The organism is Mediterraneibacter massiliensis (assembly GCF_001487105.1).
GTDB lineage: Bacteria > Bacillota > Clostridia > Lachnospirales > Lachnospiraceae > Mediterraneibacter > Mediterraneibacter massiliensis.
The window spans coordinates 625714-647899 of record NZ_LN913001.1 but is presented as its reverse complement, the minus strand read 5'-3'; the positions used below and the strand labels follow the sequence as shown (position 1 = coordinate 647899).

The following is a 22186-nucleotide window of genomic DNA, read 5'->3' as shown; positions in this document are numbered from 1 at the left end:
AAATTATAGCAAAAAACATTTTTCAATCAAGATTTACTTACTGCAAAGAATACGCTTGCAAGGTCAGCCCACCGCCCTGTTAGGAACCGCTGCCCCTTGCATTTCCTACGGAAACCGCTGTCTTTTCCATTATATCACCGAAAAAAATAACACCGTCCCATCTCCATTACTTTATATCCTAAACACAGCAATGCAATCTCTCCGCTCTTAAGAGACAAAACAGTCTAGCTTTTCAAGAAAGCACTCTGTATAAACTCCGCCGCCTTCTGGAATGTGCTTTCTAAAAAACGCCTTTATAAAATTTTTGCACCATTCTACTTTTATTTCTTTCATTTTTTATCCTCCGTTTCTTACTTTGTAATCATATTATAATATATAGCGGACATATATTCAATGAGCATATTCCACAAAATATAAAGGGCATATTTGTGCACAACATATATAGCGGACATATTTCATTATATGTTATTCTTTATTTAAGAAAGGTGGTGAAGATATGGCATACACAGAAGCGCAAAAGAAAGCTAGCATAAAATATATGAATGAAAAAACAGACGATATTCGTCTACGAGTAAAATCTGGATTAAAAAGTAAATACCAAGCCGAAGCTAAAAAAAGAGGTATAAGCATGACAAAATTTATTATAAATTGCGTTGAAAAAGAAATACAAAACTCTTGACTATATAGCGGACATATATTATAATAAAGATAGTTAAAGGGGCAAGACTTTAACAAAGAATAGGAGGAAAGGACATGATACAAGATATGGGTATGACAGATAAACAATTTAATGGTTTTGTAAGATTTGTTTTAGATGACATTAAAGAAGTTTTAGAAGAACTAGACGACAGCAAAGCAAAAGAAAAGCTTGAAAAAGTAGCTGAAAATCTACAACAAACATTAGAAGATTAAAAAAGAGCCGGAATATGCCGACTCTCAAACACACCAAAGAGCAGGCTTGCCACTGCTCTTTATATATTGATAATATCATATATCTTTTTATTTTGCAAATTATCTGACAGTTTTTTCTTTAGTTCAGCTGATCAAAGCACTTATGTCTGAATTGTTTCAACTATTAAAAAAAAATTGCTTCCGCAATCCTTAATTCCTCTCTGTATTCTTCCAACTTTTCAATTAGCTTATAACACTTTACATCTGCATAAACCTTTCTGATGTTTTCATCCTCTTTCTTCATTTCTATTAATTTATACGTTTCAGAAAGAAGTCTTTCATAATGCTGCGGCAGGCAGATTTCTTTTTCTATCCGATTTACTGTTATTCCTTCACACGCTTTTACAACTCTTTCCTGTTTTTCCAAATAATTCAGCAAACTAAATACAAGCCTTTTTGCAAAAGGCGTATTCCATTTCTTACAGAAACAACCTGTTTCCACTATCACGCACTCCCAATATGCGTCTGAATCTTCTACCTCTTTTAATTTTTCACAAAGAGTTTCATACTCTAGAATCATTTTTCTGTTACCGCCCATTTGTTTTTCATCCTCCATAGTTTAAACTTTATCATATACTTCATGCTTTTAAGCAAACACCAAAAAATTACACATGATAAAGTAAATGTAGACCTGCTTTTCCCTTCTAACGCATTACAGAAAGACCACTCTTCACTAACACTCTTTCTTCCATTTGTTTGCCATTATCTTACTTCTATTATCTTCCAGTTATCTGTTTTTTTGATCGCCAAATCATACTGCTGCGTCTGTGCTGCCTGTGTGGAGTTTAACAGATATGTCACTTTTACGCTTACCTTTGCTGTATTATCTTTATACTCCGTAACTGTCATATCATCTATACTCTTATATGTAATCCCTTCTTTATTGATAACCGCTACTGTCCCCGGCTCCGCATAATATTTCAATTCCGTTTCTGCCGAGACTGGATATACCTTAAAAAAATCTTCCAGAAAGCCTTTTATCTCTTCCTCTGTTTTATTATCCAAGTCTCTGACTGTTTCTTTTTTCTCCGGTCTATAATCAGAAAACCCTGTCTCCTGTGCAAGTGTAGGAAGTGTTACTACAATCATAGAACCATCTTTTTCTTTATATATATCCATCTGGCAGCTTTGCCCTGCTTCCTTTGTTCCGCTTTCCCCTGTGATTTTCTGCACTACGTCCATATACACTCTGTATTCACCATTTCCCATATCCTCTACTTTCCATACATCCATTCCGGTCACTTCCGACATATTCTTTGTATTGTTTAGCATAGACTGCGAATATTCGTAAATATCTTTCGACATATATTTACTTAAATTATCTGAACGCTCCTTTAAAGCAGTCGCTTCTTTTGTATCCCATGAAAAATAATATCCGGCAAAATTACGTGCGAACTTTTCTATTCCTGTTGTATCTGTCACTTTTTCCTGTATTACTTCTTTTTCATGTATCGTATGCTTGTCTATCCCTGTAAAATTCTTATAAATCGCAAAAACAAACGCTCCGATAAAGAGTAACCATAAAATAATGACACGCCCTCTGTGCAGACCATAGCTTTTTACTCTTACTTTTTTAATTTTTCTCTCTTTTTCTTCTTTTTTCCTCATGCCTTATCTTCCTTTCACTAACTTAACTCCATAACCACCGTCTTTTTCTGTAACAAATAATCCTCTTTCATCCTGCCGCTTATTCTTAAAAGAAAAATAATACCCTTCTTCTGTCTCTTCCTTAAAATATACTTCTCGCCTGTACTCTTCCTGTTCTTCTAAAAATGCTGTCATATCTGTAAGCAGCTTTTCTTCTTCCACCCCCTGCGGCAAGCTATCCATATTGAGAATAACCACACTTCCTAAATCCTCACCCTCCGGCGTTCCTTTATAATTCTTCTGTATCTCTTCTACCTCTTTTTTCTGCTCTGTTTGCGTCTGTTCTGTTGGACGCATTTCAAGTTCCTGCAACGGGACTGCTTCAACAAACTTAAATGTATATGTGCCAGACTGATAAACACACTCTACAGAATATTTTCCATTATCACAAATAAGATAAAATGTATAAGTAGCGTCCTGTATTTCCACATTGTCCTTCGTTATTATCTGTCCAGATACCTGTACAAAAGATACTTTTATTCCTTCATTTTCTAGCCATCCTTCAAAGGTATTTTTAAAGACTTCCGTCCCATCCTCATTTAAGAAAAAAAGCCCTTCCAGATTTTCATATGTAATCCTATCTTCTTTTTTCTCTTCTTTTACCGTTTCTTTTGTTTCTTCTTTCTTCTCATTCTGCTTTGCTTCCTGCCTTTCACCATTTCTGAAAAATGAGAAAACGCCCATTCCTACAAACAACACAACAAACAAAATAATTCCAATTATCTTTTTCTTACTCATATTTTCCCTTTCTGACATTTAACATTCTACTATCTTAAAACATCCCCATATATTCATATGCATACTGTAGCCTTACTTCCATGTTAGGAATTCCTGCACGCTCAAAACATTTTTCAAACGCTTCCGTTGCCATTGATACACTCTGTGTATTACGAAATGCTTCTAACCCTCCATAGTTTGTATCCATCAAATACTTTGTTGTAGCGTCTCCGCCTTCTAATTCCCACACAAGAAAATCTAACTGTACTTTTAAATCCGTCCAATCCTTTCCTTCTGACTTTGCACGTTCATATAAGGACAGCCACCTCCCAGATTGCGTATTATAATTTTCCCATTGACAGATTCCTGCCGCCGGACCTGCACCACCGCCCTGTATGCTTGTCGAATTTACTCCGCTTTCTGCTTTCATATTTGCAATTATTCCGCATGTTGCTTCTTTTGAATATCCAAGCGTGCGGAAATAATTATATACTTGTTCTTCTACAGTATCTCCTTCCAGATCAGGGCTTATCCGAGGATATGCCGGAAGCCCATAACCGAGTACAGCAGATTTATTCCTAACCTTTTGTGCTACGGCATTTCCTGTTGTGCTTCCTGTCCCATCTGTATTTCCTTCTACCGTAATAATATTATCCCCTTCCGCAAACTGCACAATTCCTACGTGCTCTGTTATACCGTCCCCGTCAAAATCAAAATACACAATATCTCCCGCCTGCGGAGTATAAGAAACTGATTCCCACTGCCCCCGACTTCTAAACCAGTCCATTCCGGCAGTACATAAGCCTGTATGTGGAATAATATCCGGGTATACACCTATTTCATTTGCGCACCAGTTCACAAATGCTCCACACCAGGGCGTGGCACTTCCATCTATGTAAGGCATACTGGGGTAAGAAAAATTCCAGTATTTTTCCCCACTCACAGTGCCATCCTCTCTTAAGGCAGTCTCTACTAATGCCTGTCCTGTACCACGATTAAAACCGCCACTGCCGTTTATTTCTTTCTGTGTTCCTGTACCAGATACCGCAGAAAGGATGAACAAAAACATAAAAAAAGGTATTAGACAAAATACCGCCGCTATCTTTATAACCTTCTTCATTTGCTATTTCCCCCTGTTTTACCGGATACAGATACATTTTCTTTTTCACGTCCATATGACACAGCTTCTTGCGTTTCTAAAATACTATTTTTTTCCTGTTTCATATTCTGCATACCTGCCCGATTTATATCAACTTTCAGATCATCTGACACGCTATCACGCTTTTGGACTATATTCTCTTTCTTTTTCATATCTCGATAGGAATCATAAGTTTTTTCTTTGCTGTTTTCTTTTTTATTTGCTTTAACTTTTTCCTTGACTTGTTGTATGTTTGATTTTACCCGATCTTCTGCACGCACGCTTCCTTCCGTTGCATATAAATCTGATCGCTTTCTTTCCTTCGCAGATTTCCTATACGCTTTCTCCATATCCTTTTTACTCTTCTTATCCGCCCAATCCGAAACTCCTTTGCCCGTACCTGTTGCTTCCGTTGCGCCTGCTGTCCCAACTCCTGCAACCACTCTTACTACACCTGCCTTTACTTTCCTAGCTGTATTTTTAGCATTACGAACAACATATCTTCCTTTTTCCTTTACTTGCTGCTTTTTCTCTGCCGCTTCCCGAATTGGTTTATCGCCACCAATCATAGAAAAGATACTGCCAAGTGATCTATAAACTCCATAAAAACAAAGGATCTGTAATATTCCTACAACAAGAATTGATTCTTCCATTGTATAAATAAACAGTATCTGCGATATACTAAATGCAATCGCAAGCACAAGACTAATTCCAATCTTCAAAATCAAAAACGTAAATGTACGTACAAGTGCATTAAATAAAATATGCTGTTTCCCAGGTATCATAGAAATAATAAAGAAGATCGGCAACATAAATGCAAAAAATATAAAAAGCACCTGCGCTACGATTAAAAGTAAGGCAAGTGCGATCACAAAAACAGATATAGCTACATTCATTACTGTCACAACAACAACTTCTGCAAATCGATTAATTACATTATTCGCCACAATAGATGTGTTTCCATATTCATCTAATTCTTTATCTAAAAGTTCTTGTCGATCTTTTTCATCCCTTCCTGTTTTACTTAATTCTTCTAAGGCCGAAACCCTCTCTTCTCCTAAATATTCCTCGTCTGTATCACCAAATTCTAAATATAACCAAGGATTTCTGATTGTAATACGAAATAACATTTCTGCTATTTTTTCGTCCGGTTCGGCGTTTGCCACTGCTGTATCATAACTTGTATTTCCCGTTATTCCGTTAGTCAAATCTACTATAGACAGTCCAGCGTCCAGTATCCCGCTGCTTACTTCTTTTGAAAGGTCATTCACTGCACTTATGTATGTCGGCGCACCTACTGCAAAGGAAACGGAAAGTATAAATACTAAAATATAATTTAGAATAAATTTATATGCTTCCGTATGCTGCCTACTCACAAAAATTAAATAAATCAAATAACCCGCCAAAAATAAAATAGTAATCGGCAAGAGCGTTGGCAAAAAACCAGAACGCAGAAACCCACTAGAATCAAAACCTAAAAGCATTTGAATTCCTTTTGAAAGAACTTCAATTATATCGCTTATTATATCCATATTATAAGCATAGCCTATTAAAAACGCTGCAAATCTACTTACTGTAATGCCGCATAACCAAAAAAACTGTAACATAGCAAACACTGAATAATGAACAGGTGTTAAAAGCTTATTCATTACAGAATCTTCTATATCCTCATTTTTTATAGCAAAATCTAAATGATAATGATCCAGCGGAAATCGTTTATAATATAGCTGTCTATCTTCTGGTGTCAATCCATAATCTGCTGGCATAAACCCTGCCGCATGTATTGTTAATGTACATATTCCTACCAGCATACAAGAAAGCAGAAGAGAACATAAAAAAAACTGCCATGTCTTCATTGTCTTAAGTCGTTTAACTATCCGCATAGACCTCCTCCTTTTCCCTAAATTCCGGTGTAGTACTTAAACCTTCCATAAACTCTCTAAATAATAAATCAATCTTTAAAAGACAGATTCGCCCACGAATATCTACAGCCAAACACTCTCCTTCTTCCAAGCCAGAAATAATTTTATACATATCTTCATTTTCCGAATCTAAACCCAAATATTCCAATGCTTTTTTTATTTCTTTTCTATCCTTAATACGAAAAACAAATTTCATACCAATGTTGTTACGTATATTTTCCGTTCCTAAATCATCAATTCCCTGTGACATCAGATACATCCCGCTATTCATACTCCGTCCCATACGTACCGCTTCATTTATTGTTGTTTCACCTAAACTAGAATCACAAATCGCCCATGCTTCATCCAATCCAAACACCTTAAATATAGATCGATCTGATATAAGGAATTCATATCCAAATTTAGAAATCAAAAGCATACACAAAGTCGAAAGCATTTCATCTGCTGTATACTCCTCTTTCCTCTTTCCTTTTACTGGAAGCGTAAGCCCTGCTATTTGTACTACATTAATTCCATTCTGAATATCAAAATGTTTCTCTGTATATCCATCTGAAAATATAAGTGACGCAAAGGAACAATCCCGAAAACTTTCGATATGCGCTGCCAGCTCTTCCGCTGTATCTGTTCCTTTTTCCCTTAAACATTCAATTACTTTTAACATACAAGGACTTCCTGTCTGTTTTACGTCATTTACTGCTTCATTTAACACAATACTATTTTTATCGGTTAAGGATGTGCCTGTCAGATACAAAAGAATATTTTTAGCCAAATCTGCTCCCTTATCTTTATCTTCCAGTAACAAAAAAGGATCTAATATACCGATATTTTCCGCTGTGTTTTCAATAGTCAATACATGAATAAAATCTGCTATCTCTGGAAAAGATTCTTTCCATGCGCCACGCTCTGACTTAGGATCCAAGATCAATATTTTGCCACCAAAGTAAGCAATATAATGTAACAATAAGTTAGAAGCCACCGATTTCCCACTACCTGTCTCTCCAGTAAAACTGCATGCTAAAGAACTTGTTACCTTGCTTTCTACTTTTTGCGCCGCAAGCCAGGGACGTAAATACACAGGCTTATTTATTAATTCATTCGTGCCTATATAAATTCCATACTCGTCACCCCATTTTGTTGTTGCCCCAAATCCTAAACCACCCAAAAAAACCAGGTTTACATGCTGTACATAATCTTTTACTGCCTGCACACCCCCCGGAATCATTTCTGCATGGCAATTTAGCTGTTCCATAAATGCACGGGATATTTTAATACTGTAACTATCATAAAAATCTCTCAGTTCACTGCTCTTCGCTTCCAGCTCATCCTTACTCTCAGCAGTAAAACGAATCAAATAACTAATCAGATACATATTTCCTTTTGTACGCTTTAATTCTGTTTCTAATTCTTTTGCCGTTGCGAACGCTTCTAAAACCTCTTCATCCGCTTCCATTCCTTTTTTTCCTGCATTTTCTACAAGGTCAATCATTTCCTTCTGCTTATTCCTTGTATCCTTTAACGCCTGCATATTACTTTTTACATGCACACGCAAAGACGTATCTACCGGAAAGGAAAGCCCAAACTGTTGATGGTAGAACAACTCACATCCGATCGCTGGAAGTTCATCTATAATACGGCTGATACAATATACAGCTTCATACTTTGTTCCTTCCTCCCTGTCTAATATAAGACTGCGACTTTTTTCTTTTATAAGTACCTCTGATACTTTCAGCAAATCATACTTTTTGATATTCCGTTTCCCTTCACTGTCCGTTTCCTCTGGAAGATAATAGGCATAATCTTCCAAAGGAACCCCCTCTTTTCCGTTTAGATGTTCTATGATATAACCAAATTCCCGACTGTCTATCCGGTAAAATATAAACTTTCTTAAAATACGGCTATACAAAAGACGTTCCGCCGCTTTATACTGCTGTACCATGCCTTCATCCAGTGTTACATATTCCCCCATCCATTCACTTTCTACATTTTTTCGGAAACTGTTTACCGCCGTCTTAAAATCTCGCAATAATTCTTTAACCCCTGTACCACTGTCAGTCAATCGCAGCTTAAAACCGATATAATAATAATTCTGTACCTGTGTTTTTCCATACTGCTCTGATAACTTTTCCGTTTGTGCGTCAATTAAAAAAGCGGCATGTTCTTCCATGCCGTGCCGTCTAATTTCTTTCTTTGATCTCTCTTGTATTGCGTGTAAACTATATTCACCTGCAATCTGTAAAAGCTGCATATCCTCTGCCCCACACTGACTAACTAATTCCCTCATAGATATGCCGATTTTATTCTTTTCCAAATCGGATATAAAGTTGTAATTATAATCTCTCATGCGGTAATACGCCCATACCTCTCCGTCTATTGTAAACAGCAGATTATCATCTATATATTTAATTCTAAAATTTTCCTGCACTGTATCACTTCCTCCCTACATTACCTACAAATATTCCAATTCCTCTAAAGAATTTCCCCGTCTTACTGCTGTAACTGCTCCACCGTATTTCATCTTTTTAAAAGTTCCTTTCCTGCTTAAAAACGTATCCTTCCCTTTAAATAAATAAATCAAGATTGCAAGAAGCAGATTATAAGGTTTACGCTCTTCAAAACTTTTTGTGTCCATTATATAAGCTACGCCAAAAGGAATAACAGCATAGCGAACAAGCGGATTATCAAACATAAACAAAGGAATATGTGCTCCAACTGTAAACATAAAGATTTCCATAATTGCTAAAAAGCCAGCAAATATAAAACTGATGCGGAAAGTGAAGTTTCCTTCCCCTATATACATACTTTTGTTCATGCTCCAAATACCCGTATAGGATTTCATTCTATCCATCTGCTTTTCCCTCCTTTACTCTTTTTTATAATGCCATTTTCCCTATAAATACTTCTCCCCTTTTATTTGAATACTCTACTTTTTCCACTTTCACATTTTTCTTTTAAACCCAGCTTTTTAAGATATTCTTCTACACCGTAATGCTGTACATGTATCTTTTTCTCTTTTGCTACCGGACTATATTTTTTTATCCTGCTAATTAAATTACTATCCATTCTTTTCTCCATATCTGACTTTATACATTAATCTTTTCATCTCCATTCTTCTCGTTTGTTCCAATTAAAAAGAGGACTGCTTTTACAATCCCCTAAAGCTATTACTGAATAATGGATACGCCTAAGCCTTCTAAGAACGCTACGAAGGTTTCTGTATTGAAGATTAACACCGCAGCAATTACCGCCAGCACTGCGGTTATAATCAGCTCTGAAAACTTCCGCTTTACAAACAAGTAAACCCCGAAAGCCGCAATTGCAACGTAAAAAATCGGCTCTATCCAGCTAATTCCAATCTGCCGAATATTTTCAGCCGGATTGCCTGCCGCATTTACAATCAAAGACGCACACAAAAACGTCAACATCATCAAATGTACTGCCGCCAGTTTAAAGTATCCCTTCTCCTTTACGCTCTTAAATGTTTTTGCCACCCATGCTTTTGCTCTTTTATTTTCCATTTTCTTCCTCACTTTCTCCGTACCAGATTTTACCGGAACGGTTGAATTTAATATTTAATTTTTCAGCTATTGCCTTGTCATATCCGAGTACCTTTAAAACCTGCTTCCGGGGTTCTGCACATTCCAAAATGTGGCTTATACACTTTGTATTTTCTTTTTTGTCTCGTATCATAAACGCTTTTACAGTAGGAGCCCACTGTTTAGAAAATGCATTTAATGACCGCAGTTCATTAAACGGTTCCGGGCGGACTGCCAAGCGGATAGGATTACGCCAGCCATACGTCGTTACAAAATATTCCCACATAGGCAAGGCATCCCGTTCTCTTTTTTTCTTTCCTTTCTCTGGCACTAAAAACGTTGCATACTTGTTTATAATTCCGAATATAACCGCCTCTATATACTCTTCCTCTCCATCTGTATACTTTTGAAGCAACTGTTCCACCGCTTTTTCCGCCCGTTTATCTGCAAGCCGTAATTCAAACCGCACCTTTACAGGCGTGTTTTCTATCGGGATTCCCTGTTTTACATACTGTTCATAATCTTTTTCGTAAATGCAAAAATATACTTTACTTTTTCGACGTCCCATATAAAGAGTACGCCCCATCAAATCTTTTTCCTGGCGGAGTTCTCCGCTTGATACAAGCGATTTACTCCTAAATTCTGTAATTACGTTATCTTCTTCTAAAGCCTTGTTTAAAATGTCTATATCCAGCATGCCGTAGAAATCATCAATCGCAAAATCTATCCGTTTGAAATGCGCGTCCATGCTGTAAGCTTTACTGAAAAAATTTATCCAAGTGCGACCGGACGCTTCCATGTACATTTCTAGCTGTCTGCACGCCTGTCCGCCCATTTCCAGTAAAAATCCTAATTCTTCCGAAGCGGAAGTACAAAGCCGGATATTTCCGAATGTATAAACGATTTCATAATTAAACTGCTGACTTTCATCTCTGCCCCACATTTCCCAGGGGACACCAATTAACTTTTCCGCAATGTACTCCATTGTCAGCAATTCCTTGTCAAAACGCAAACGTATGTAATCAATCAAAAGTTCCAGTGGATTTTCATCCGATAGGCAGTCCAGCCATTTTTCTAAATTGTCTTGTAAATCTGGTGCAATTTTACCTTCTAGTCTTAATTGACGGTAACGCCCTTCTGTAATTCCGGTCAGCAAGCACAATTTTTTTACCTGTATTTTCTTTTCTTTGCGCTCTTTTTCAAATACCTCCCACCATGTTTTGTCATCCATATTCCTTTCTCCTTCGGCTACCGCCCTACACAACGACCACGTTTCACTAACACTCGTTGCTCCGGTTGGTGAAATTTTTTATTTCCTAAACGCTCAAACCGTTAATTTCGTTTTTTTCTAACGGTTTTAAAAATGCTCTCAAGCCCTTAGAAAATCGAAGTTTGTAGGGTATGCTGTTAGAAATTGTACCCCCGTATTACATAACGGGGGTACCGTCCGGGGCTCCGCCGCCCCTACGGACGTTAATACTCTTCCTCTGTCTCCATTTCTATTTCCAGCTCTTGACGCACTTCCTCCGTCCTGCCTAAGTCCATAGTTCGGATATTTTTCAGAAAATCATAGCCCTTTGGCACAAGGGGAGTGTAAAATTCTGTAATCACACTCCCACCTGTATCTATGTAGCCGCGCCCCTTTATCCGCTTATTAAAAAACTGCTTCTTACACTCTGAACCAAACACCATTGCATAGCCCATCTCCGAATTTCTTCCCAATGCGACCCGCAAATTAAACTGGTCTCTCATACCGTCCGCAAAATATTTTGTATCTGGACGCTGACATGCAAGGATAAGGAAATATCCCATCTGCCGACCCAGCATGGCTATCTGCTGCATTTGGCTGATGACATCCGCACGCCGCCTGTCACGTTCCATGACTGCCATAAACGCTACGTATTCATCAAACACAAGAAAATGTGGCTCCAGTCCTAAATAAGCATAATTTACGCCTGTTTTATACTTTGGATGTAGTTTATATTCTTCTGATCGGCACATCATTTCCTCATAAAATACCTTTAAATGCTCCACAATATCATCCGGTTTGTAATACACGCCCGGCATGACATCCGCTAAATCCGCAAGGTCAGCCTTCTTCGGGTCAAATATGGTAAGGACTGCACCGCTTTTTAACAAGGCTTCTATCATGGTAAGCAGAAAATAGGTCTTTCCGCCACCAGTACCACCAATAATAAGGGCATGGGGGAGCGAATCAAACTCCCAATACACCCCTTTCATCAACAGCATTTTTCCATCCTTTACCGTCACATCCTCTATGGATATACGGTTTCGTATCACGTTAAAAAGGAACGTATATTCTTTGTAAAACTCATGCAGTTCTTCTTCTATCAGTTCGCAGTACAGAGCAGGCTCTAACTGTTTCTGTAAATTTAAAAGCTGTTCTTGATACCGCCCCATTGTAATTTCCACATTGATTGTGATTGTTTCCTTCCCCATATGATAAAACATAAGCGGAAAACTTTTTACACGCTTCTTTGATGTGCTTCCGGTTCCGAAAAAGTCCTTTTCCGTTACAGTCTCTACCTCACACCATTGGTTCTCCACAATCATCCGCGCAAGCCTTTGTCTGTGCTGTAGTTGCTTATACCCAATCGGGAAACATTTTTCGACAAAATATTCCCATACAAGGGATAAAGTCACCGGAAGCACCAATACGCACAGAATCGTCATTGTAGGACGAGCAAGTGCCGCATTTCCTACACGCTTAAATTCTGATAAGACAAGCGCATGAAAGTTTACTATCCGGCAAAGATAATAAAAATAAGCTGACACTCCTATTAATTCAAGAAATACCAGCTTATACAGATACCGCCGCCTACAAAGCGTAATGTCGCCATAGTGTATCTTATACCCTGTTAAATACAACTTTAAAAACTGAAACAAGATTTATCCTTTCTTTTGCTCACCGTAATACACAACCATTTCACCCTTATATACCCATACACGTACCTTTTCATCCTTATTCTTGTAAGAATCCTTCATAAAATATTTCCAGATAACCCCATCTTCATAAGGAATCCCTTTCGTTTCACTTGTACCCTTCCAGTCTGGATGGGCTTTCATCTGCTTTTTCAAGAACTTAACCGTAGCTTCAATCTCTTCTCTTATCTTCTCCATACGATCATCAGCCTGCAGCACAATCCGGTTAAAATTAGATAGCGACATCTTGCTCTCCGGCGCGTCAGCAAAGTAGAGGTTTTCTAAATTCTCTTCTTCAAACATTTCCCTTACATCATCTTCATTGTAAGGAAAAATAACATATAATGCTTTATTTTCCTCTCTTCCTCTTGTTCCTACCAGTCTTTCAATTTTTTCTGCCATACTTCTTTACCTCCTATGTTAGTTTCAATTGCAAACAATGTAAGAATGTAGTGATTCTTACTCCTTCATATCGTCTGCGATACTCTTTCCTTAAAAATATGTTCCATATGTCATACTCATAGGCACTCAACGGAAGCGCAACAGATTGTCTCCCTCCTTTCCTCAACTGTTGTATGTTCTCTTCAATCCTTTCAACTATCTTTTCTTCGTATTTTTCAAGCCCCCACATACAATAGTTAAATGCCATTACGCTAAGCCGGCCGCCTATGTCCGAAAATCTTAAAAGATTATCTTCCTCACAACCTTTTAGTTGAAATATTTCCCTTAGCTTCCCTGTGTCACAAGGGAAACAAATTGTTTCCCTCTGCCCTGTTTTTTTATGTATAACCTCCCTTTTTACTTCCATATGCTCGCCTTTAACCTTCTACTAATCTCCTTTCTTCATATCCAATTCAATTGACACATACCACCTTTTACACAGCAAAATCTTCCCGTTATTTCTAAATCCCGTCCATAAGCTTCATAATTAAAATACTTAGCGATTTCATCAACTACATCATTTAATAAACCTTTCTGCTCTACCAAATAACACGCTACATCTGACATATTATTGCAACCTCGATAGAAAATAATATCCTCTACATGTTCGGCGATTTCTTCTAAATCATCTACAAGACTTAAGATTGCTTCCAAATTATCCTGCACTTCCTCCGGCAATTCCTTGACAAGATGATATTTTTTATTTAATTCTTCAATCGATTCATGCTCACTCACTCTAAAAGGAAGATCATAACTAAGGATCGCGATTTCTTCATAATCCTTATTTAAGCCCAGCCGTTCTTTTACATTGTCCCAATCAAGAGGGAGTGAAAACCATTCTCCTGTTTCCTCTCCCTCTGTATACTTCCCAAGATTTACAATGAATACTTTCATTTCTTCCATATGCCTAATCTCCTATTCTTTTTCCTTCCAAGAATCACCTTCACATGCGAAATAATCACCTGTAGGAAGAAAATCTTCTAAAACAACAAGGTTTCCGATCACTCCTTCACATTCATACTCACCGATTTCTCTTGCATTTTTACAGTGTTTACAAGTTTCACAGCATTTTACTGTCATTCCACTTATCATTTCTTATCACACCCTTTTGTTTTCCTGTTGCTTCGGTTGGTTATTGTTTCCCTGCTGCGGTTTTGGCTGCTCTAGTGTTTTTGCGTCTCCTTCTACCAAAACAATATCCTCTGCATTAATACGAACCTGCGGTTCTCCGCCAAATGGAGCCCAAGGGATGACTTTTGGATTTACAAAACGCACCTTTGCACCGATCGGGAAATCTTTTACCGGAAGTTCTATAGGTACATTTACAATCTCAAATTCCCTTTGTTTTGAAGATTTAATCACATACTTCCTTACATTTACTTCCCCGGTATCTTCTCCTTCTGCGTCTACCTCTGTACGCTCCTTCATTCCTCTGAATGTACACACTCCGAAAGAGTTTTCTATATCTACAATTACTTTTCTATAATCAAAAAATGTCGGTCTAATCATATTTTTTATCTCTCCTTTTTCTTTATTTACGCTTCTACTATATCTTTTGCAAACACTGCAAATCCTACATTTCTTCCCGTTCCTACCGCTTCTAAGTAAGCGTCCAGCAGTTTATATTCTTTCTCGCCGTCTGTATCAGGATTATAACGAACAGGCGTACCTTTATCTTCATCCTTTATGTATACTTCTATCTGCACATCCGGCATTTTCTCACAATCCATTCTATACATGCGTGCTTCTTTTTCACGTCTGCCCCTCTGCTGTCCTTCCCTATAAACTGTTTTCGCTCCGTCTAACAGCGTCATTTTTCCAAACATTTCCTCTGACTTTATTACAATTCCATTTTTACATTCATTCATAATTTTTTCTTCCTTTCTCCTAGCTTTACCCGACTAGGACGGTCTATTTTTTTAGATACAAATCACTGCAATTCGGCTATCTGTCATTTCCAAAGTTGTATATACGCAGTACCCCTTTTCTCTGTCATACTGTGCCACTTCTGCTACTTGACTTTCATCACAACAAAAGTGCACCCTTAATCCTTCATCAAGAAGCATACATTCTTCTTTTGTATACCCTTCCGTATTTACTACCTCCTGTAATGCTTCCCTGCTTAATCCGAAATACTCCTGTGTGGTTTTCATATAAACATCCTCTCAAAACAAAACACCTCTTAGATAAGCACTCCCAAGAGTCTGCACTCTCTTTTTGCGTCACAAAGTTTTCTCCAGTTTTCATCTGTATTATCCGACATCTATTTGTCCCGCGCCGCTTTATAATTATCTAATGCTTCTTCTTTTTTTACAGCCAACAAACCCTTTTCAGCTATTTCTTCTAACAACAAAACCTTCTCTTCCAAATTTGTTGTTTGCTTTAAAATTTCTTTTGTTTTATCGGGAAGCATTAAAAGATTTTTTCTTCCGATTTTATTAATCGCATTTTTATATCTTTCTTCTAACTCACTGTAACCCTCACACAGCCTAAAGCGATACCCTTCTTTCGCACTCGAATCCGTCTGGCTATACTGTAGAATGTTATCTTCAAACCACTTTCCGCTTGTTATTACTTCGCCGGAATCCTCTTTAATAACTTCTACAATATCTTCATCTTCCGCGTCTATCAGACTTAAAATGTCTTTCATTTACTACCTCCTTTCCGCCAATTTAAAAGGCAGACATAGTTTTTACTCTGCCTGCCCGTAAAACTTAACTCTTTTCATTTTCATTCCTCTACCCTATTTTCTGGGCCATTGTTCTTATCTTTTCGCTTCTTTACAAACAAAAAGCCTGCCGCACCACCGGAAACGGCAAGTAAGCCCAATAGTGGAAGCAGCTTTGTTCTATCACCTGTCTTTATGGTTTGCCCTGGTATACGCTCATTGTACAAAACTACCTGCTGTAATTCTCCTGTATTCTCTACAATAAAATGCAGTTCCTCTGCTTTTTTATACCCTTGCGGTGCTTCCAACTCTGTAAGCACATACTCCCCAACCGGAAGCTTTGTATATGCTTGCGCCTTACCCTCTGATGTCCATTCCTCAACCTTTTCTTTTGAATCCTCCTTTACACGCTCCAATTTTAGCTTTGCTCCGCTAACTGCCTTTTTTGTCTTGCTATCTTCCTTCAAAATCTCTACTTTTGTATAATCATTTGCAAGTGTAAGCATATACTCTGCTTTTCCTTCTATTTTTCCAGATTTATCTACAGTGATTTCATGTACTGTATCATCCAGAACATATCCTTGCAATGTCTCAACCTCTTGTATGCAGTATATGCTGTCCGGCAACAGATAATCGATTCTGATTTCTCCGTTTTCGTCTGTCTCATAAATCATATCTTTTGCGAAATCAGCGTCTACATCCTCTGTCTGCTCTTCCATCTGTGTTTCCGTCTGTTCTTCTTTCTGTACTTCTGTTTGTCCTTCTGTCTGTGCTTCTGATTCTTCCGTTTTCTCTGACGCCGCTTCTTTATACCAGACTTTAAACTTTACACCTGGCAAAACCGTTTCCTCATTTCCTGCTTCCACCTTCTTAATAACAAGAGAAGTCGGCGTATTCTCCACCTCCAAAGTTTCTATTACAAGTGCTGTCTCCTGGTCTTTATATTTCAGTTCTACCTCATAAGGCTTATCCGAAACCACAAAGCCTGGTATCTGTTCAACTTCCTTTACTTCATATGTTCCAAGATACAGATTATCGAGCTCCGCCATCCCTTTTTCATCTGTGACAAGCGTTCCAACGACTTCTCCGGCCTTTGCATGAATAACCTTGTCCGGTGTTACTATATCTTCCTTTGCAGACACTTCAAACTTTACATTCGAAAGAGCGTCCCCTGTTTTTGCGTCTGTTTTCTCTAGACGTATCTTTCCTTTTACAACCGTATCCGCATACTGTACTACAAGCGGTTTGTTAAAGTCAGACGCTTCCTCTATCTGAAAAGCAATATCTTCTATCCCTAAAAGATACCCTTCCGGAGCCTGTACCTCATGCAGATAATATTCCCCATGCGGCAGACGTTCCGGTAAAACAAAGGAGCCTGTTTCGTCTGTTTCAAAAGTGTCTGTTGTTACTAATGATGGATAATGCGTAACCGTCATGGAAATCGGTTCCTTATTCTTATTCAAAATCTGGAACTTCGCCCCAGCGATCGGAATCACCTGTTTACTTTCCGCGTCTATCTTTTCTACCTTTAACGCCGAATAAATCTGTTTATCCTCTACAATATAAGTAAAGGTCTGCCCTTGTCCGATTACAGTTACTTCAAAGGGGTCAATCGGTTTATATCCCTCAATCGGTTTTGTTTCCTCTACTGTCCATACACCGCCAATCAAGCGTCCAATTGGATAATTTTCTTTATCCGCCGTAGAAGCAACTCCGTTTTTATCCGTTGTAATTACTACCTTTTCGCCTGTCTCCTTATGCGTCAGAGTAAACTCTACTCCCACAGCCGGAGTTTTCACTTCCTCGTCACTTTCCAAAAACTTTGTAAGCTGTATGTCTCCCATCTGCACCCACTTGACGCTTAATTCAACGTATTTGTCTGGGTCTACTACCCATTGACCATACCCTAAATCCTGCAAATCTGCACTTCCGGTAATTGCAAGCACAGCATTAAATTTCCCCATGCTTCCATTCATCTTCCCACTCTTCCATGTACCATTCATAGTAAGCGGTGCCTTTAAATAAAATGTATCGCCGCCTTTCACTGTCGCATTTCCAGTTAAAGTCTGCCCTGTCGTTTTATTTACTAAAGACATTCCTTCTCCAAGAGGAATTGTAATTGTATTCTTTTTACTTGAATTAAATGTAATATCTTCTGTTATCTGACAGGTCTTATCAGAAGATAATTTTGATTCTGTATAAGTTTTAGATAAACTCATATCATTACTTTCAATATTTTCTTGTGATTCACAATATCTGATAAAATCCCCTAACGGCCACATCCAATTATCGCCCAAGAATGGATCGCCGCCTAATGAATCGGGACCGCTATAGTAGTAAGACAACGCCAATGAAGTACATACAACGCCCTGCTCATAACTAGTAAATCCACTCCACTGCTCCTGTCCAGCCCAGCCATAATATAAAACTTTTCTGACATTTTCATCACCATAAGTTTTCTCATAAAAGTCTGTGCCTGTGTCCGGCGTTGGTTTAAGATGCTCCATACAGTAAGCAATATTTCCATTTACTGTAAAAGCTCCTACTGTTGTCCCACTATATGTAACCTGCCCGTTATATACAATGCCAACCGATTTATTTCCCAATACCGTTACAGCACTTTTATCTTTCTGCTTATAGTTTACCAAAAGAGTCCTTTCCTGTTTTGTCTCTATCTTTTCAAAAACAGGCTTCAATATGACATCCTGCTCCGGCATAAGAAAACTTAAATCTTCTAAGTCCACCGAACCTTCCGGCTCCATTTTGATTTCTGCAAGATGATACCCTTCCTCGGTCTCTGCCTCTAATGTTATCTTGTCTCCTGGGGAATACCCCGCTTGTTCCTCCTTCACCTTTAAAATGCCGCCGCTGTCAGACTGTTCAATGTTTACGGTGTACTTTGCTTCTTCCTTCGCACAAACCGACAAAGCCATTCCTGTAAACATTAATACGGACAAAACAGCCGCTGTTACTCTTTTTAACAACTGCCTCATATTTCCTCCTTAAAAAAAACAAAAAGCAGACATTTTTTCATGTCTGCCCTGCTAATCCTTTATATAGTTTCATTTACAAGAAGTCAACCAAATGGATTCCATGTACCAGTTTCATAAGAATTACCATTAAAGTCCTCTATCACGCCCTCATCCGTCTTTGTTCCTTCCCAACTCTGTCCAGGATAATAACCGCCGCCCCCTGTACTTCCAGTATAAGAGCCAGTATCATAACTGCCACTACCACCAGCATATAAACCTGTATCATAACCGCTACTGTCTCCAGCATAAGAATTATATCCTTCATATCCTCCTTCTGTATATCCTGTATTATTTTCTGCAACTGTTAAAGCTGTTACTGTAACCTTTACAGATTTTTCAATCTTTGTTTCTCCGTCATCTCCCAAGATTGTATAAGTCAGCGTATATTCCCCTGGCGTTGCCATATCTACCGCGGAAGCGTCTGCTGTGATTTCCTTTATCTTATCATTCTTTTCAATATTCGCCATCCAGTCCGGTGAAGAATTTTGTTCAACCGTCAAATCAGCAATTCCGATTACGTATTTTTCGTAGTCATCAACAACCTTTACTGTAAATGCCTTTTCTGTTTTATTCCCGTTACCATCCTCTATAATCACAGTATTTTCATAAGAGCCTGCCTCGCTATAATTTATCCCGACAGTCGATAATTCCTTCGCATATTCTCCAATCTGATTTTCTTTAAAAGATACTTTCTTAATGCCTGCTTTATCTCTCATTTCCGTAATAATGCTTTCCCCTAAAATATCTTTTCCGACAACTCCTTTGACTTCCTTAGCCAGTTTCACCTCTGGCTTAACAGTATCTTCTACCTTTACCGTAAACTTTAGTGTCTTTTTGTTATAAGTAATCTCTGCCGGATATTCACCGACCATATTTATATCTACATCAGACAAATTTACTTTTGCTTCTTTATAAATAATATCCCCTGTATCTTTTAAATACGTTTTAACAGATGTATCCAATTTGGTTTTATACTCAACAGTAAACACTTCCTGCTTAAGATCAAATCTCACATTCTGTGTCAGCACAATCCCAACTACAACCAACACAATAATACATACACATATCACTATTCCAATTATTCTCTTTTTGTATTTTTCTTTAAACTCTTTAACTTTTTTCTCTTTCATTTCCATTCCCTCTTTATCTAAAAACGCAGAAAACACCTCTGTTATTATTATAATTCACATACACTTTAATATCAATATTTTCCTTACTACTAACGCACTCCTAAACAACCACGTTTCACTAACGCTCGTTTCTCCGTTTGTTGAAATCGCTTTCCCTTCTATAACTATATTCATTCTCCCTTTTATTTTCTTCCTGCCGCATAAATCTCTTAACATGCCTGAACATTCTACACATACCCTCTTCATACGCCATACAGCTTTCAATACAAGGAAGAAATCTTTCCTCTTGTCCACCTTCTTTATACTTCCACACTTTCTTGCGGAAAGGACAATACTTCACTGTTTCATCCATGCCTCTATTTTTTCCCTTTGCCTCTCCTTTTTCTTCTAAGTTCTTAAGCAGTCTCTCTGCCTTTTTCGCAGGAACTTCCTCTCTGTCAAAATATCTGCGCACTGTCCTTTCCGAACACTCCATTTTTGCAGCCAATTCCTCAATCGTCATCTCTTTTCTTTCCTGTATCTCTCTTAACTCTTTACCTGTCATATCTTTTTCCTCTTTCCTAATTTCTCACATCACATATAACCTGTTATTTACAACACTTGCAGAAAATAATAATTCAAGCGTAGAAAACGCCTTAAATATCCTACCTACTTCCTTTAAAAGCAGGGTGATTGACACTTATCAATCACCCTGCTTTTCCTACCCTATTTTCATTTTTATCTTTTCTTATATCAAAAGGCTTTCATTTCTCTACCTTAATATACATAGTTATCCTGTCTTTCCGTCCTCCTAGCTGACTAATTGACAATCTCTTGTCAAAGAGGACAGCTTGCCCCACGTGCATTTGATACTGGTGACAATCACGCCTTCACCTTCTACTATGTAAAAGCTGTTCGGAACGCCAAAATCTACTTTAAACATTATTTTTCATATCAAAAAGTATATTGTTGTAATAGGTTATATAAAAGCACTCGATCTCACACTTGAACACATATTTGTCACTGTTTTGTTCTTCACATTCAATAAAATTTTTCTCATCTATTTTTTTCGCAAAAGATTTTCTACTTATAAATATTTTATTTTAACGCTCCGAACAACTTTTACATAGTACGCAGTCATATTCATTTGTCAAGGTTCAACATCTTTTTCTCTTTTCATATCCCGTTCTCACTTTCCTTGTTTTTGTACATTTTGCACAAATAAAAAATCAACCTGAACTCTTTAGTTCAAGTTGATTCTGGAATCTGCCATTTTTTTCAATACAATCTTGTTTTTAATCCCCTTCCTCATAACACTTTTCCTTTTCTTTCGTTTGCCATTGCGCCTTTCCTCGTGTTATAATAAAAATTGACAATTTCACCGAAAACGCGACAGAAAGGACAGGAAAAATATGGAACATGGCACACAGCTGATTGTAATGCTGACACAGCATGACTGTACCGTCAGAAATGCTTACGAAATTTTTGATCAATGCAAACACAGCAAGGTAAAATTTTGGGGATTTAAAGAAAAGCCGCTTCCACTAGACCAGATGAAAGCATTATATTCTTATATGAAAGAATATGGAAAGACGACCTTTTTAGAAGTCGTTGCATATACAGAAGAGGAAGGTCTGCACGGTGCCAAAATAGCGGCAGAGTGCGGCTGCGACGTTCTGCTTGGTACTCTCTTTTCTGATTCGATCAATCAATTTTGTCAAAAAAACCACTTAAAGTATATGCCTTTTGTCGGAACGGTCACAGGCAGACCATCTGTCTTAAACGGCGCGATCGATGAAATGATACAAGAAGCCTGTTCCCTTCTTAAACAAGGGGTATATGGCGTCGATCTGTTAGGATACAGATACACGCAAGACGCTTCTCTTCTTATTAAAAGATTCGTATCTGAAGTGCCCGCCCCCGTCTGTATCGCCGGCAGTATCAACAGCTACAGTAGGCTTAAAGAGATCAAAGAAAGCGCCCCTTGGGCCTTTACTATTGGAGGCGCTTTTTTCGAAAATACATTCGGCGACTCATTTGGCAGCCAGCTTGACAATGTTTGCCGATACATAGACCAGTAGAGGA

General features: G+C 38.0%; 26 protein-coding genes. 3 read left to right on the top strand and 23 right to left on the bottom strand.

Going from position 1 to position 22186, the window contains the following annotated elements; translation table 11 throughout:
- Positions 1–207: 207 nt before the first annotated feature.
- Complete coding sequence (locus BN3282_RS15415) at positions 208–333, bottom strand: hypothetical protein (protein ID WP_267304060.1); 126 nt, start codon at positions 331–333, stop codon at positions 208–210.
- 163 nt (positions 334–496) lie between these two features.
- On the opposite strand from BN3282_RS15415, the gene BN3282_RS07230 reads away from it, so the two are divergent.
- Together BN3282_RS07230 and BN3282_RS15030 are read left to right on the top strand one after the other, a co-directional pair.
- Positions 497–679 (top strand): hypothetical protein, encoded by a 183-nt coding sequence (locus BN3282_RS07230; protein WP_059067880.1) that lies wholly within the window; start codon positions 497–499, stop codon positions 677–679.
- 74 nt (positions 680–753) lie between these two features.
- Positions 754–912: a hypothetical protein gene (locus tag BN3282_RS15030; protein ID WP_162858211.1), complete on the top strand. Its 159-nt coding sequence runs from the start codon at positions 754–756 to the stop codon at positions 910–912.
- Positions 913–1075: 163 nt separating this feature from the next.
- On the opposite strand, the gene BN3282_RS07225 is transcribed toward BN3282_RS15030, so the two are convergent.
- The 22 genes from BN3282_RS07225 to BN3282_RS07130 all read right to left on the bottom strand — a co-directional run bounded on the left by BN3282_RS07225 (position 1076) and on the right by BN3282_RS07130 (position 20666).
- Positions 1076–1507: a hypothetical protein gene (locus BN3282_RS07225; RefSeq protein ID WP_205408532.1), complete on the bottom strand. Its 432-nt coding sequence runs from the start codon at positions 1505–1507 to the stop codon at positions 1076–1078.
- Between the two features lie 146 nt (positions 1508–1653).
- A complete protein-coding gene (locus tag BN3282_RS07220; protein ID WP_059067876.1) occupies positions 1654–2559 on the bottom strand; it encodes a conjugal transfer protein in 906 nt (301 codons plus the stop codon).
- Between the two features lie 3 nt (positions 2560–2562).
- Entirely contained in the window at positions 2563–3336 is a 774-nt protein-coding gene (locus BN3282_RS07215) for a hypothetical protein (protein ID WP_059067874.1), read from the bottom strand.
- Between the two features lie 34 nt (positions 3337–3370).
- Positions 3371–4435, bottom strand: a complete 1065-nt coding sequence (locus BN3282_RS07210; RefSeq protein WP_059067872.1) for a phage tail tip lysozyme — start codon at positions 4433–4435, stop codon at positions 3371–3373.
- Entirely contained in the window at positions 4432–6336 is a 1905-nt protein-coding gene (locus BN3282_RS07205; RefSeq protein ID WP_059067870.1) for a CD3337/EF1877 family mobilome membrane protein, read from the bottom strand. Before BN3282_RS07205 ends, BN3282_RS07210 begins: the two co-directional genes overlap by 4 nt.
- Complete coding sequence (locus tag BN3282_RS07200) at positions 6323–8797, bottom strand: ATP-binding protein (protein ID WP_059067868.1); 2475 nt, start codon at positions 8795–8797, stop codon at positions 6323–6325. The genes BN3282_RS07205 and BN3282_RS07200 overlap by 14 nt, the downstream gene beginning before the upstream one ends.
- Before the next feature lie 24 nt (positions 8798–8821).
- The gene (locus BN3282_RS07195) at positions 8822–9220 is read right to left on the bottom strand and encodes a TcpE family conjugal transfer membrane protein (RefSeq protein WP_059067867.1); all 399 of its coding nucleotides are present in this window, start codon (positions 9218–9220) and stop codon (positions 8822–8824) included.
- A gap of 62 nt (positions 9221–9282) precedes the next feature.
- The gene (locus BN3282_RS15025) at positions 9283–9447 is read right to left on the bottom strand and encodes a hypothetical protein (protein WP_205408531.1); all 165 of its coding nucleotides are present in this window, start codon (positions 9445–9447) and stop codon (positions 9283–9285) included.
- Between the two features lie 89 nt (positions 9448–9536).
- Positions 9537–9890, bottom strand: coding sequence for a hypothetical protein (locus BN3282_RS07190; protein WP_059067864.1), 354 nt, complete (start codon positions 9888–9890; stop codon positions 9537–9539).
- Complete coding sequence (locus BN3282_RS07185) at positions 9880–11139, bottom strand: replication initiation factor domain-containing protein (RefSeq protein ID WP_059067862.1); 1260 nt, start codon at positions 11137–11139, stop codon at positions 9880–9882. The genes BN3282_RS07190 and BN3282_RS07185 overlap by 11 nt, the downstream gene beginning before the upstream one ends.
- 242 nt (positions 11140–11381) lie before the next feature.
- Positions 11382–12797 (bottom strand): helicase HerA domain-containing protein, encoded by a 1416-nt coding sequence (locus tag BN3282_RS07180; protein WP_205408530.1) that lies wholly within the window; start codon positions 12795–12797, stop codon positions 11382–11384.
- A gap of 21 nt (positions 12798–12818) precedes the next feature.
- Complete coding sequence (locus BN3282_RS07175) at positions 12819–13253, bottom strand: hypothetical protein (protein ID WP_059067859.1); 435 nt, start codon at positions 13251–13253, stop codon at positions 12819–12821.
- A gap of 13 nt (positions 13254–13266) precedes the next feature.
- Positions 13267–13659 (bottom strand): hypothetical protein, encoded by a 393-nt coding sequence (locus BN3282_RS07170; RefSeq protein WP_059067857.1) that lies wholly within the window; start codon positions 13657–13659, stop codon positions 13267–13269.
- Between the two features lie 35 nt (positions 13660–13694).
- Complete coding sequence (locus BN3282_RS07165; RefSeq protein ID WP_059067855.1) at positions 13695–14195, bottom strand: antirestriction protein ArdA; 501 nt, start codon at positions 14193–14195, stop codon at positions 13695–13697.
- A 12-nt stretch (positions 14196–14207) separates the two neighbouring features.
- Positions 14208–14384 carry a hypothetical protein gene (locus tag BN3282_RS15020; RefSeq protein ID WP_162858226.1) on the bottom strand — a complete coding sequence of 59 codons (177 nt, stop codon included), beginning with the start codon at positions 14382–14384 and terminating at the stop codon, positions 14208–14210.
- Positions 14385–14390: 6 nt separating this feature from the next.
- Positions 14391–14801: a DUF961 family protein gene (locus BN3282_RS07160; RefSeq protein WP_059067853.1), complete on the bottom strand. Its 411-nt coding sequence runs from the start codon at positions 14799–14801 to the stop codon at positions 14391–14393.
- A 26-nt stretch (positions 14802–14827) separates the two neighbouring features.
- Complete coding sequence (locus BN3282_RS07155) at positions 14828–15160, bottom strand: DUF961 family protein (protein ID WP_059067851.1); 333 nt, start codon at positions 15158–15160, stop codon at positions 14828–14830.
- A gap of 51 nt (positions 15161–15211) precedes the next feature.
- A complete protein-coding gene (locus BN3282_RS07150) occupies positions 15212–15445 on the bottom strand; it encodes a hypothetical protein (protein WP_059067849.1) in 234 nt (77 codons plus the stop codon).
- A gap of 110 nt (positions 15446–15555) precedes the next feature.
- A complete protein-coding gene (locus BN3282_RS07145; protein WP_059067848.1) occupies positions 15556–15942 on the bottom strand; it encodes a hypothetical protein in 387 nt (128 codons plus the stop codon).
- 80 nt (positions 15943–16022) lie between these two features.
- Positions 16023–18953: a SpaA isopeptide-forming pilin-related protein gene (locus tag BN3282_RS07140; RefSeq protein WP_059067846.1), complete on the bottom strand. Its 2931-nt coding sequence runs from the start codon at positions 18951–18953 to the stop codon at positions 16023–16025.
- Between the two features lie 83 nt (positions 18954–19036).
- Positions 19037–20122, bottom strand: coding sequence for a hypothetical protein (locus tag BN3282_RS07135; RefSeq protein WP_059067844.1), 1086 nt, complete (start codon positions 20120–20122; stop codon positions 19037–19039).
- Positions 20123–20240: 118 nt separating this feature from the next.
- Positions 20241–20666, bottom strand: a complete 426-nt coding sequence (locus BN3282_RS07130) for an HTH domain-containing protein (protein ID WP_059067843.1) — start codon at positions 20664–20666, stop codon at positions 20241–20243.
- An 847-nt stretch (positions 20667–21513) separates the two neighbouring features.
- On the opposite strand from BN3282_RS07130, the gene BN3282_RS07125 reads away from it, so the two are divergent.
- On the top strand, positions 21514–22182 hold the full coding sequence (locus BN3282_RS07125) for a hypothetical protein (protein ID WP_059067841.1): 669 nt from the start codon (positions 21514–21516) through the stop codon (positions 22180–22182).
- The last annotated feature ends 4 nt before the right edge of the window (positions 22183–22186 follow it).